The sequence below is a fragment of the Cupriavidus basilensis genome, assembly GCF_008801925.2.
GTDB classification, from domain to species: Bacteria; Pseudomonadota; Gammaproteobacteria; order Burkholderiales; family Burkholderiaceae; genus Cupriavidus; species Cupriavidus basilensis.
Map to the genome: position 1 here is coordinate 3,268,224 of NZ_CP062803.1, position 12,660 is coordinate 3,280,883.

The following is a 12,660-nucleotide window of genomic DNA, read 5'->3' on the forward strand; positions in this document are numbered from 1 at the left end:
CCAAGGTTACGCCATGTTCACCACCCTGATCTCCAGCCAGGACCTGCGCGCGCTGCGCGAAGACGGCAGCCGCCACAGCGTCGTGATCGACTGCAGTTTCGACCTGGCCAACCCGGCCGCCGGACGCGAGGCCTATCACGTGGGCCACCTGCCCGGCGCCTTCTACCTGCACCTGGACAACGAACTGTCCGGCGAGAAAACCGGCACCAACGGCCGGCACCCGTTGCCGGACCCGAACACGCTGAGCGCGCGCCTGCGTGTGCTGGGCGTAAACGATGACACCCAGGTCATTGCCTACGACGCGCAGGGCGGCATGTACGCGGCGCGCGCCTGGTGGCTGCTGCGCTGGCTGGGCCACGGCGCGGTGGCCGTGCTGGATGGCGGCAAGAATGCGTGGGTGGCGGCGGGCCTGCCGCTCGAGGCGGGCAATACGCCGGAGCCGGAAAACCCGGGCAACCTGACGCGCAAGGCGGCGCTGGTAGCTACGGTGGACGCCGACGCCGTGCTGGCGAACCTGGCAAACCCGACCCGGCTGGTGGTGGACGCCCGCGCGGCAGACCGCTTCCGTGGCGAGAACGAAACGCTGGACCCCGTGGGTGGGCATATCCCCGGCGCGGCCAACCGCTTCTTCAAGGACAACCTGGAAGGGAACGGCAGTTTCAAGCCGGCTAGCGCGTTGCGCCAGGAGTTCGGGCAAGTGCTAGGCAGCAAGCCGGCCAGCGAGGCGATCATGCAGTGCGGCTCGGGCGTGACCGCCTGCCACAACCTGCTGGCACTGGAAGTGGCCGGCATGCCGGGCGCCGCGCTCTATCCGGGCTCGTGGAGCGAGTGGTGCGCCGACCCGGCGCGGCCAGTGGCAAGCGGGTCCTGATGGCGGGCGGCGCAAGCCGCCCGGGCCAGCTTATCTTGCGGCTGCGGCCACGCCATGTGGATGGCCATGGCCATGCGCCTCGTGCACGCCATTGGTGATGAAGAAGATGGCGCAGATCCCGGTGGCGACCAGCACGACCTGGATGATCGATTCGCGCCAGCGCGGCTTGCGCTGCATCTGCGGCATCAGGTCGCTTACGGCGATATAGACGAAGCTGCTTGAAGCAATCACCAGCACGTAGGGAATCCAGCCGCTCATCTGGTCGAGCAGGTAGTACCCCACCACGCCGCCGGCGATGGCCGCCAGGCTGGACAGCAGGTTAAAGGCAAAGGCGCGCGCCTTCGAGAACCCGGCGTTGAGCAGCACGATGAAATCGCCCACCTCCTGCGGGATCTCGTGCGCGGCAATGGCCAGCGCGGTGACCAGGCCAATATGCGGATCCGCCAGGAAGGCCGCGGCGATCACGATGCCGTCCGCGAAATTGTGGAAGGTGTCGCCCACCAGGATGGTCATGCCGCTACGGCCAGCTTCCTCCCGGTCATGGCCGTGGTGATGGTGGTGCCCGTCGCCCTCGTGATGATGCGAGTGGCGCAGCAGCGCGACTTTTTCCAGCAGGAAGAAGCCAAGCAGGCCGGCCAGCAAGGTACCGAACAAGGCACGCGGATCGGCGCCGGACTCGAACGCCTCGGGCAGGGAATGCAGCAGCGCCGTGGCCAGCAGCACCCCCACCGAGAAACTCACCATGCGCTCGACCACGCGCGAAGCCACGGTCAGCGACAACAGCGCCGCGCCAAAGATACTGCCCACCCCCGAGATGGTGGCGGCAAGCAGGATGTAGACAAGCGTGGAATCGATGATGGGCTCCTGGGATCGGTATTCCGCTCTTGGAGAGCAGCATCGACCTCAAACGCAACACTGTTGCAAGAAACGAAGCCCGCATTGTACGTAGATTGCAGCCGGTTTTGCAAATCCCGCGGCACAAGTCGGCCTTGTGCCGCGGGCGTGGCGACGCCGGGCCCTGCTGCAAACGCGCGCCAGTGCGGGCCGCGCCTCAAACCCCGTGCTGCTTGAACCAGGCCAGGCAGCGCTGCCAGCCGTCCTTGGCATCGGCTTCGCGGTAACTCGGGCGGTAGTCCGCGTTGAAGGCATGGCCGGATTCCGGGTAGACCACGAAGGTGGAAGCCTTGGCAGAGGGGTCGTTCGATGCAGCCAGCGCCGCCTTCATCTTCTCGACCTGTTCCTGCGTGATGCCGGTGTCCTTACCGCCATAGAGGCCCAGCACCGGCACCTTGAGCTGGCCGACCAGGTCGATCGGGTTGCGCGGCTTGATCGGGGTTGGCTCGCCTACCAGCTGGCCATACCAGGCCACGCCGGCCTTGATCTGCTGGCTATGCGCGGCGTACAGCCAGGTAATGCGCCCGCCCCAGCAAAATCCGGTGATGGCGAGGCGGCTGGTATTGCCGCCGTTGTCCTTGGCCCAAGCCACGGCAGCATCGAGATCGCCCATCACCTGCTCGTCGGGCACCTTGGAAATGAGCTTCGCCTGCAATTCCTGGATGGTGCCGAAGCTGCTCGGGTCGCCCTGGCGCGCGAACAGCTCCGGCGCGATGGCGAGGTAGCCCAGCTTGGCAAAGCGCCGGCAGATGTCGGCGATGTGCTCATGCACGCCGAAGATCTCGCTCACCACCAGCACCACCGGCAGGTTGGTCTTGCCTTCCGGCTGGGCGCGGTACGCGGGCATGTTGAAGCCGCCCGAGGGAATCGTCACCTCGCCGGCGGCAAGGCCTGCGAAATCGGTCTTGATGGCCTGTGCCATCACGGGCAAGGCGGCTGCGGCAAAAGCCGAACCTAGCGCCGTCTTGACGAAGGCGCGGCGGTCAAAGGACTGGCTGGGTACGAGGCTTTCCACTTCTGGCTTCAGCATGCGGTCTCCTGTCTGGCGTGGATGGCGAATCTGGATGGACGGCGCACGGGGTGGCACCGCCGCCGTGGCGAGATCCGATTCTAAGCAAACATGGAGTTCAGCGCACGCAGCCGGCAAGCGGGGCGGTTCGCAGTGCGATTCGCCCTGCGCCGGCGCGTGTCAGTGCAGCTTGACGCGCGGGCTGGTCTTGCTGCGCAGCCAGTGGGTCACGGTATCCAGCCCCATGCCCACGGCGCCATGCAACGCCATGACGTGCATGCGGTACAGCGAGCTGTACATCACACGTGCCATCAGCCCTTCGATAAACATGGAGCCGCCGATCAGGCCGCCCATCAGGCTGCCTACCGCACTGAAATGCCCCAGCGACACCAGCGAGCCCAGGTCCTTGAAGGCAAACGTCGGCAGCGGCTTGCCACTCAGGCGCGCGCGCAGCGCGCCATAGAGGAACATGGCCTGCTGGTGCGCGGCCTGGGCGCGCGGGGGCACCGCACCCTGCTTCTCGGGCCAGGGGCAGCTGGCGCAATCGCCAAAGGCAAAGATATCGGGATCGGCCTCGCTTTGCAGCGTGGGCTTGACGATGAGCTGGCCCATGCGGCTGACCGGCAGGCCCAGGGTGGACAGCACCGCCGGCGCGGTAATGCCGGCGGCCCACACCGTCAGGTCGGCGTCGATGCGCTTGCCGCTGGCGGTCAGCACCGCATCCCCGGTGACTTCGGTCACGCGCTCGGCGGTGAGGACTTCGATATCGAGCTTGTGCAGCAGCTTGGTGGTTTCGTTGGACACGCGCTCGGACAGCGCGGGCAGGATGCGCGGGCCGGCCTCGATCACGTGGATGCGCACATCGCGGCGCGGATCGAGCTGATGCAGCCCGTAGGCGCTGAGCACATGTGCGGTATTGCGCAACTCGGCAGAGAGCTCGACGCCGGTGGCGCCGGCACCGATGATGGCAACGTCCACGCGCGGGCGGCCGTCCTCGCCGATGCGCCCGCGCCCGTTCTGGGCGCGCACGCAGGCCGAGATCAGCTTGCGCCGGAAGCGCTCCGCCTGGTCCACGGTGTCGAGCGCGATGGCGTTCTCGGCAGCGCCAGGCACGCCGAAGAAATGCGTGACGCAGCCGATCGCCAGCACCAGGGTGTCATAGGAAAGATCGCGTGCGGGCAAGAGCTCCGTGCCGTCGAGGTCGACACAGGCCGCCACCGAGATCGTCTTGCGATCCCGGTCGATGCCGGTCAGCTCGCCTTGCTGGAATTCGAAATGATGCCAGCGGGCCTGCGCCACGTATTCAAGCTGATGGGTGTGGGGATCCATGCTGCCGGCGGCAACTTCATGCAGCAGCGGTTTCCAGATATGCGTGGGGGAGCGGTCCACCAGCACCACCTGCGCGGCCCCGCCCTTGCCGAGCTTGTCGCCCAGCCGCGTGACCAGCTCCAGTCCGCCCGCTCCTCCTCCGACTACGATGATGCGATGCGCCCTTCCCTCTGTGCTCATGATCTACCCAGTGTCGTCGATATTCTTTTGCGGGGCCTGACGCGAGCCAGTGACCTCGGCTTTTCATCAGTCTGCTGCACAGCAGCACAACTGGCAAGACGCCATTCACCGATTCAGCGGTCGCTTCAATCGAAACCAGGATGCAGGAATACCGGGACGGGTGCAATCCCGGAGCGGCCCTGAAGGCCGCTCCTCGAGCTTAGTGCGCCTCCTCCCAGTTGCTGCCGGCGCCGACCTCGGCCACCAGCGGCACGCGCAGTTCAGCCACGTTGCACATCAGTTCCGGCAACTTTACCTTGACCAGTTCCAGCTCGGCCTGCGGCACTTCCAGCACGAGTTCATCGTGCACCTGCATGACCTGGCGCGTACCCAGGCCATCGCGTTCCAGCCAGTCCTGCACCGCGATCATCGACAGCTTGATCAGGTCGGCGGCCGTGCCCTGCATCGGCGCGTTGATGGCGGCGCGCTCGGCGCCCTGGCGGCGCGGGCCGTTGCCGCCATTGATGTCCGGCAGCCACAGGCGGCGGCCGAACACGGTCTCGACGAAGCCCTGCTCGCGCGCGGTCTGGCGCGTTTCTTCCATGTACCGCGCCACACCGGGATAGCGCATGAAATAGCGGTCGATGTAGTGCTTGGCGGCTTCGCGCTCGATGCCGAGGTTGCCGGCCAGGCCGAAAGCGCTCATGCCGTAGATCAGGCCGAAGTTGATGACCTTGGCATAGCGGCGCTGCTCGCTGCTGACGGCATCCGGCGCCACGCCGAAGATCTCCGCGGCGGTGGCGCGGTGCACGTCCTCGCCCTCGGCGAACGAGCGCATCAGGTTCTCGTCGCCAGAGATATGGGCCATGATGCGCAGCTCGATCTGCGAGTAGTCTGCCGACACGATGACATTGCCCGGGCCGGCGATAAAGGCCTCGCGGATGCGCCGTCCTTCCTCGGTGCGCACCGGGATGTTCTGCAGGTTGGGCTCGGTGGATGCCAGCCGGCCGGTCACCGCTGTGGTCTGCCCATAGCTGGTGTGCACGCGGCCGGTGGCCGGGTTGACCATCTTCGGCAGCTTGTCGGTGTAGGTGGACTTGAGCTTGGCCAGGCCACGGTAGTCCAGCAGCAGCTTGGGCAGCGGGTAATCCTCGGCCAGCTTCTGCAACACCTCTTCGTCGGTGGACGGCGCGCCGCTGGCGGTCTTCTTGACCACCGGCAGCTTCATCTGGCCGAACAGGATCTCGCCGATCTGCTTGGGCGAGCCCAGGTTGAAAGGCTGGCCCGCAGCCTCGTAGGCGGCCTGCTCCAGCGTCAGCATGCGCTGGCCGAGCTGCGCGCTTTGCGCGCCCAGGCGCTCGGCGTCGATCAGCACGCCGTTGCGCTCGATCTTCTGCAGCACCACCGAGACCGGCATCTCGATCTTTTCGTAGACGTAATGCACCCCCGGCAACGCCTCGACCTGCGGGTACATATTGCGATGCAGGCGCAGCGTGACGTCGGCATCCTCGGCCGCGTACTCGGTGGCGCGCGCGATGTCGATCTGGTCAAAGCCGATCTGGCTCGCGCCCTTGCCACACACTTCCTCGTAGCTGATGGTCTTCAGGCCGAGCAGGCGCTCGGCCAGGCTGTCCATGCCGTGATTGCGGTGGGACGCCAGCACGTAGCTTTGCAGCATGGTGTCGTGCACGATACCGCGCAGGCTGACGCCGTGATTGGCAAAGACATGGGAATCGTACTTCAGGTTCTGGCCAACCTTGCCGCGCGACGGGTCTTCGAGCCAGGCGCGCATGCGCGCCAGCACGGCCTCGCGCGTGAGCTGGCCATTGGCTTCCAGGCCCACCACATCCGGGCCGCGGTGCGCCACCGGGATATAGCAGGCCTCGCCCGGCTCGATCGACAGCGAGATGCCGACCAGTTGGGCCTGCATCGGGTCCAGCGAAGTGGTCTCGGTATCGATGGACACCAGCGGCGCGGTTTCGATGCGCCGCATCCAGGCCTCCAGCGCCGCCTCGGTGGCCACGGTTTCGTAGCGAATCTGCGCCGGGGCCGGGGCGCTGTCGAACAGGCCACCCTGGGCCGGACCCGGGTCGGCGCCGGCCGCGGGCGGCGCCGCGCTTGCGCGTGCCTGGGCGCGCGGGTTGGGCAGGCTTTCGCCGGTGGCCTCGCGCAGCCAGGTCTTGAAGCCATAGCGCGCAAAGAAGTCAATCAGCTTGTCCTTGTCCTCGCTGCCACCCGCGAGCTGGTGGAAGTCGGCCAACGAGCTCGTCAGGTCGCAATCGGTCTTGACCGTCACCAGCTCGCGCGCCTTGGGCAGCCACGCCAGCGTGTTGCGCAGGTTCTCGCCCACCACGCCCTTGATGCCGGAGGCATTGGCCATGACATCGTCGAGCGTGCCGTACTCGGTCAGCCATTTGACCGCGGTCTTGGGGCCCACCTTGGGCACGCCGGGCACGTTGTCCACGGCGTCGCCGATCAGCGAGAGATAGTCGACGATGCGCGCCGGGGGCACGCCGAACTTGGCGGCCACGCCGGGCGGGTCGAGGATTTCCCCGCTCATGGTGTTGACCAGCGTGACATGGTCGTCGACCAGCTGCGCCAGGTCCTTGTCACCGGTGGAGACCACCGTGCGCATGCCTTCGGCGGTGGCCCGGCGCGCCAGCGTGCCGATCACGTCGTCCGCCTCCACGCCGTCCACCACCACGATGGGCCAGCCCAGCGCACGCACCGCTTCGTGGATCGGCTCGATCTGCTTGGCCAGGTCCTCGGGCATCGACGGGCGATGCTCCTTGTAGGCCGGATACAGGTCGTCGCGGAAGGTCTTACCCTTGGCGTCGAACACGCAGGCGCTATACTCTGCCGGGAAATCGCTGCGCAGCTTGCGCAGCATATTGATCATGCCGTAGATTGCCCCTGTGGGCAGGCCCTCACCGTTCCTCAGGTCCGGCAGAGCGTGATACGCACGATACAGATAGCTCGACCCATCGACGAGCAAGAGTGTTTTTGGACTATCCGACATTCCCATGGACTCAAAATTGACTGGTGCCGCCGCAGGCGGTGCGAACGCCGCCCCCCCTTCCGACGCAGCCGGCGCCGATAACCCGGCAGCGGCCCTCAAGCAGGCCGCGCAAGGCAGTATTACCACCGCGGCCGATATGGACGTGAACGTGACGGTCAGCACCGCTGCCGATGGCCCGGGAGATACGTCTCCCGCCGCCGGCATCCGCGCCAACCCACGCAAGATGATTCCCAGCCTGCGTGCGCTGGCCGACGAAGACCGCGCGACCGCAAAGAAGGCGCGCGCTTCGTGGCAAATGTTCACGATTATGGCAGAGTTCATCGAGGCGACCGAGTACCTTTCGGAGATCCGCCCGGCGGTATCGATCTACGGCAGCGCGCGCCTGCGCGAGGACTCGCCTTACTACCAGCGCACCATCGAGATCGCCCGCCTGTTCTCCGACGCCGGCTTCGCGGTGATCTCGGGCGGCGGCCCAGGCATCATGGAGGCGGCCAACAAGGGCGCCCACGCGGGCAAGTCGGCCAGCGTAGGCCTGAACATCGAGCTTCCGCACGAGCAGCAAGGCAATCCCTACCAGGACATCGCCATGCGCTTTCGCCACTTCTTCACGCGCAAGGTCACCTTCGTCAAGAATTCGGACGCCTTTATCGTGATGCCGGGCGGTTTCGGCACACTGGATGAGCTGGCCGAAGTGCTGACGCTGGTGCAGACCGGCAAGTCCCGCGCCGTGCCGGTGGTGCTGTTCGGCAACCGCTTCTGGAAAGGCCTGCTTGACTGGTTCCGCTTCACGCTGCTGCCGATGGGCCTGATCGCCGAACACGACCTCGACCTGATGAAGATCGTGGACGAGCCGCACGAAGTGCTCGAAGCGGTATATGAGTACTACGAGCAGCGCGGTGGCGACAACCCGATCCCGCCCAAGGAAGAGATGTTCTACCTGTAAGCCAGGTAGAACAGGCCCGCCAGGCGGCTTCCAGGCGCGCCGCCCGCCCCGCAAAGGTGCCCGCAGGGTCACCGCGAGGGGCCCGGCGCGGGCAGGAATTGCTAGAATGGAAGCCTGACACACTGCCAAAGCCCGGCGCCGCCGGGCTGCAGCGCCATTTGTGGTGCAGCATGCCCCCGGCCTGCTGCGCCGCGCAGGAGCCTTCAATGACCTCCCCCTCACTCCTGGCCACCGCCCGCGCGCAAGCGCCGCAGCCGCTTGGAGCCTCCCGTCCGGCCGCCCTGCGCGTGCTGGCTTTTGCGGCATTGGTGGCGCTTGGCGCCCCGGCCGCGGTGATGGCGCAGCCGGCCGAGCAGGCAGGCGGCGCGCTGACCCAGCAAGAGCTGAACCAGATCAACGACCGGCCGATCACCGCGCCGGCCAAGACCCAGCTGAACCAGCCGCGCGAACCGAGCTTCCAGCTCAATGAGCGGGATGGCACCCAGATCCGGGAGTACAAGAACAAGGGCCAGGCCACCGATATCGAGGTCAAGTCCGGCATGGGCACCAAATACCAGATGAGCAAGCCGGAAGACAGCTCGCCGAAGATCCGGGACCACGACACGAACCGCGTGCCATCGGTCAAAGTGCTGCAATTCTGAGCACCGGGGCGCCAGGTCTTGGAATCCCGCCTTGCGCACCCTGATGTTCGCGTCCGTTCTTGTTTTTGCTGCCTGGTTTCTGTTGTCTTGTTTCTGATTTCCCACGACCCCGCCAGATGATCACGGCGGGGCCGCGCCGGCGCTTCCGGCATCCATGCCGCGAAAGCCAAGCTCTGCTTGCGCCCGCCGCCATCCGTTTCGATTCACACAAAGAGTATGGCCGTATTCACCACGGTCTCGCCGGACGAGATCGCCAGTTGGCTCCTTGATTACAACCTGGGCGAAATGCGCGACTTGCGCGGCATTGCCTCAGGCATCGAGAACAGTAACTTCTTCCTGACCATGGAGCAGGACGGGGTCACGCGCGAGTACGTGCTGACCATCTTCGAGCGCCTGACGTTCGAGCAACTGCCGTATTACCTGCACCTGATGGCCCACCTGGCCGCGCACGACATCCGCGTGCCGGCGCCCATCCCGGGCCGCGACGGCGAGATCCTGCGGGCCCTCAAGGGCAAGCCGGCGACCATCGTCACGCGCCTGCCGGGCGGCTCGCAGCTGGCGCCAGGCGTGGGGCACTGCGCGCAAGTGGGCGACATGCTGGCCCGCATGCACCTTGCCGGCCAGAGCTATCCGCGCCAGCAGCCCAACCTGCGCAGCCTGCCGTGGTGGCAGCAAACGGAAGGCGAGATCCTGCCCTTCCTGGATGCCGGCCAGCAAACGTTACTGCGCGAGGAACTGGCCCACCAGACCGCTTTCTTCGGCGGCGCGGACTACGCGGCGCTGCCCGGCGGCCCTTGCCATTGCGACCTGTTCCGTGACAACGCGTTGTTCGAGGACGGCCCCGCCGGGCAGGAGAAACTGGGGGGCTTCTTCGATTTCTATTTCGCCGGCAACGACAAGTGGCTGTTCGACCTGGCCGTCACCGTCAACGACTGGTGCATCGACCTGGCCAGCGGCGCGCTAGACGCCGCCCGCGGCCAGGCCTTGCTGCGGGCTTATCATGCCGTGAGGCCGCTGGGCCCCATCGAGGCACAGCACTGGCGCGACATGCTGCGCGCCGGCGCACTGCGCTTCTGGATTTCCCGCCTGTGGGACTTCTACCTGCCACGCGAGGCCGACATGCTGCAACCGCATGACCCGACCCACTTTGAACGCATCCTGCGCCGGCGCATCGAAGCCGCCGCGCTGCCCTGGACCTGACCGTCATGCAATTACTGGAAGTCTCCGCCAAGGAAGGTTATGTCTGGTTCCGCCAGGGTGTCTGGCTGTTCCGCAAGAACCCGCTCGCCTTCCTGATGCTGTTGTTTGTCTACCTGATCGCCGCGCAACTGGCCGTGTTCGTGCCGTTGATCGGCATCATCGCGCTGCTGGTGGTCACCCCGGGCCTGTCGGTCGGCATCATGACCGCCTGCCGCGAGGTGATACTGAACAAGCGCGTGCTGCCGACCGTATTACTGGCGGGATTTCGCGGCAACGGCAAGCAGGCAAGCCGCAACCTGCTGGTGCTGGGTGGCATCTACGCAGGCCTGGTCTTCGTGCTGAGCCTTATCGCGGGCAGCCTGGTGGATATCAGCACGCTGGTGCCGATCCTGCTCAAGGAAGAAGCGCCGTCGGCGGAATCCGTGCGGCAGCTCTACTTCGCGCTGATGATCGGGGCCGCGTTGTACACGCCGATTGCCATGCTGTTCTGGTTTGCGCCGCTGCTCACCGCGTGGCACAACGTGCCGCCGGTCAAGGCACTGTTCTTCAGCTGGACCGCGTGCTGGCGCAACCGTGGCGCGTTCCTGGCCTATGGCGTGGTGTTCGCGGTCCTGCTGGTGGCGGTGCCGTTCTTCCTGGAGGCGTTGTTCGGCGCATTGGGGGCTGAAGCGGTGCTGTCCTTCCTGGTCACACCGTACTCGCTGCTGATGCTGGCGATCATGTATTGCTCGTTCTACGCCACTTACCGCGGCTGCTTCAATGTCGTGCCGGAAGAAGCCGCCGGCAGGCCGGACCTGGCCGCCTGAAGGCAGGTCACGCCGGCCACCCGGGTCAGGCGGCTCACAGGCCGAACAGCCGGGCCGCGTTGCGGTCCGGCGCCTCGCACAGCGGGCCCAGCCACTCCCACACCTTGCGCTGCAGGCCGGCATAGCCGGCCTCGGCCTCGTGATTGGTCCAAGGCCAGTCCGATCCCCATAGCAAGCCTTGCTCGCCCAGGCAGTGGTGCCAGCCAGCCACCACGCCGGCCAGGTCCGCCGCCACGCGATACGGCGCACTCAGCTTGACGTAGACCTCCCTCTGCCTGCGCCAGTGTGCGGCGCAAGCCAGCATCGGCGCATCTGCCTGCGCGCCGGGCGCGGGCTTGCCGAAATGATCCAGCACCAGCGCGATCGGCACCGCCGGCAACCAGGCTTGCAGTTCGTTGAGCCGGCCCGGATCGGTGTGCAACTCCAGGTGCCAGCCCAGTGCGTGGGCCGCCTCCAGCAGCGCGGGCCAGCGCGCATCGCGCCATGATGCGTCGTCGTGCCGCCCCACCATATTCCAGCGCAGGCCGCGCACGCCCAGGCCGTGCAGCCGCGCCAGCTCGCCGGCGGATGCCTCCGGGCCCACCACGCAAACACCGCGCAGCGCGGGCGAAGCCGCCAGCGCTGCTTCCAGCTCGCTGTTGTCGCAGCCGAAAAAACTTGGCTGCACCACCACGCCCGCGCGCACGCCATGCGCCCCGGAGATGGCTTGCCACTGCGCCAGGCTGGCGCCGTAGGCGGGCCGGTAGCGCGCCCCGCCCACGGCGGGGGCATTGGCGGAAAACACGTGGAAATGGGAATCGATCTGGAACATGTTCTGGCCCAAGGAACGGCGCATGCCGCCATGAATGGTAGCGCCGGTTGACACCCGCGCCCCTCCATTCTATGCTCTAGTCCTATAGATGACTAGAGTTCACCTCTCTCCCCGAACAGGCACCGCCGCCGGGGCACGCATGGAGACACGAATGCCAGACCGTTCCGCCCTGCCCGACCCCACGGGAGCCGGCCTCGACGCCTCGCCAGCCAGCCTGGCGGCGCCGCGCTGGGCTCGCATCGCGACCGCGCTCAAGGGCCGCATCCTGGCCGGTGAATGGGCTTCCGGCACCGCCATTGCGGCCGAGAGCGCACTGGCGGAGCACTACGGCGTGGCGCTGGGCACCATGCGCGCCGCCATCCAGGCACTGGTGGACGAAGGCTTGCTGGAACGCGTGCATGGCCGCGGCACCTTTGTGCGCGGCGCGCTGACCGGCGCCACCATGGCGCGGTTCTTCCGCTTTGGCGATGCCGGCTCGGAGATTCCCGAGTCGCGCATCGTGTCGCTGCGCACGCTGGCGGCGCCGGCGGATGTCGCCGCGCAGCTTGGCCTGGCTGCGGGCACACCGGTGTTGCGCGTATTGCGCCAGCGCGGCTGGGAAGGCCAGGTCCGCCTGCTCGAGACCATCTGGCTGCCGGCGCAGCTGTTCGGCGCGCTGGCCGCGCTCAAGCCGGCCGAGTTCGCGCCCCTGCTCTACCCGATGTATGCCGAGCGTTGCGGCGTCACGGTCGGCCGCGCTGTCGACGACCTGCGCTTCACCCGGCTTGGCGCACGCGAGGCCGCCCAGCTGAGCTTGCCAGAAGGCCATCCCGCGCTGGCGGTCAGCCGCGTGGCGTTTGACCTGGCGGGCCGGCGGGTGGAGTTCCGCCAGACGCTGGGCAATGCCGACGATTTCCACTACCGCGCCGAGGTTCGCTGAGCCCCGCGCGCGACGCCACCGCAAGCGCGGGCCGGCGCAAGCACCCAGACCTGCACATT

11 protein-coding genes are annotated in these 12,660 nt (G+C 66.9%); 6 read left to right on the plus strand and 5 right to left on the minus strand.

Annotated elements, in window-relative coordinates; all coding sequences use genetic code 11:
• Nucleotides 1-13: 13 nt before the first annotated feature.
• Nucleotides 14-871, plus strand: a complete 858-nt coding sequence (locus F7R26_RS15015) for a sulfurtransferase (RefSeq protein ID WP_150984184.1) — start codon at nucleotides 14-16, stop codon at nucleotides 869-871.
• 30 nt (nucleotides 872-901) lie between these two features.
• On the opposite strand, the gene F7R26_RS15020 is transcribed toward F7R26_RS15015, so the two are convergent.
• From F7R26_RS15020 to polA, 4 genes are all read right to left on the minus strand, one after another.
• A complete protein-coding gene (locus tag F7R26_RS15020) occupies nucleotides 902-1,729 on the minus strand; it encodes a ZIP family metal transporter (protein WP_150984183.1) in 828 nt (275 codons plus the stop codon).
• A gap of 193 nt (nucleotides 1,730-1,922) precedes the next feature.
• Nucleotides 1,923-2,795: a dienelactone hydrolase family protein gene (locus F7R26_RS15025; RefSeq protein ID WP_150984182.1), complete on the minus strand. Its 873-nt coding sequence runs from the start codon at nucleotides 2,793-2,795 to the stop codon at nucleotides 1,923-1,925.
• Nucleotides 2,796-2,954: 159 nt separating this feature from the next.
• Nucleotides 2,955-4,283, minus strand: a complete 1,329-nt coding sequence (locus tag F7R26_RS15030; RefSeq protein ID WP_150984181.1) for an NAD(P)/FAD-dependent oxidoreductase — start codon at nucleotides 4,281-4,283, stop codon at nucleotides 2,955-2,957.
• A gap of 199 nt (nucleotides 4,284-4,482) precedes the next feature.
• Nucleotides 4,483-7,281, minus strand: coding sequence for a DNA polymerase I (gene polA, locus F7R26_RS15035; protein WP_150984180.1), 2,799 nt, complete (start codon nucleotides 7,279-7,281; stop codon nucleotides 4,483-4,485).
• A 4-nt stretch (nucleotides 7,282-7,285) separates the two neighbouring features.
• On the opposite strand from polA, the gene F7R26_RS15040 reads away from it, so the two are divergent.
• The 4 genes from F7R26_RS15040 to F7R26_RS15055 all read left to right on the plus strand — a co-directional run bounded on the left by F7R26_RS15040 (nucleotide 7,286) and on the right by F7R26_RS15055 (nucleotide 10,871).
• Nucleotides 7,286-8,224 (plus strand): LOG family protein, encoded by a 939-nt coding sequence (locus F7R26_RS15040; protein ID WP_241754336.1) that lies wholly within the window; start codon nucleotides 7,286-7,288, stop codon nucleotides 8,222-8,224.
• 206 nt (nucleotides 8,225-8,430) lie between these two features.
• Nucleotides 8,431-8,865 carry a hypothetical protein gene (locus F7R26_RS15045; protein ID WP_241754337.1) on the plus strand — a complete coding sequence of 145 codons (435 nt, stop codon included), beginning with the start codon at nucleotides 8,431-8,433 and terminating at the stop codon, nucleotides 8,863-8,865.
• A gap of 216 nt (nucleotides 8,866-9,081) precedes the next feature.
• A complete protein-coding gene (locus F7R26_RS15050) occupies nucleotides 9,082-10,065 on the plus strand; it encodes a homoserine kinase (RefSeq protein WP_150984179.1) in 984 nt (327 codons plus the stop codon).
• Nucleotides 10,066-10,070: 5 nt separating this feature from the next.
• The gene (locus F7R26_RS15055; protein ID WP_006159000.1) at nucleotides 10,071-10,871 is read left to right on the plus strand and encodes a BPSS1780 family membrane protein; all 801 of its coding nucleotides are present in this window, start codon (nucleotides 10,071-10,073) and stop codon (nucleotides 10,869-10,871) included.
• A 34-nt stretch (nucleotides 10,872-10,905) separates the two neighbouring features.
• On the opposite strand, the gene F7R26_RS15060 is transcribed toward F7R26_RS15055, so the two are convergent.
• Nucleotides 10,906-11,706 (minus strand): amidohydrolase family protein, encoded by an 801-nt coding sequence (locus F7R26_RS15060; protein WP_150984178.1) that lies wholly within the window; start codon nucleotides 11,704-11,706, stop codon nucleotides 10,906-10,908.
• A 127-nt stretch (nucleotides 11,707-11,833) separates the two neighbouring features.
• Here F7R26_RS15060 and F7R26_RS15065 point away from each other — a divergent pair, with 127 nt between their 5' ends.
• Nucleotides 11,834-12,601, plus strand: coding sequence for a GntR family transcriptional regulator (locus tag F7R26_RS15065; protein WP_150984177.1), 768 nt, complete (start codon nucleotides 11,834-11,836; stop codon nucleotides 12,599-12,601).
• Nucleotides 12,602-12,660: the final 59 nt, after the last annotated feature.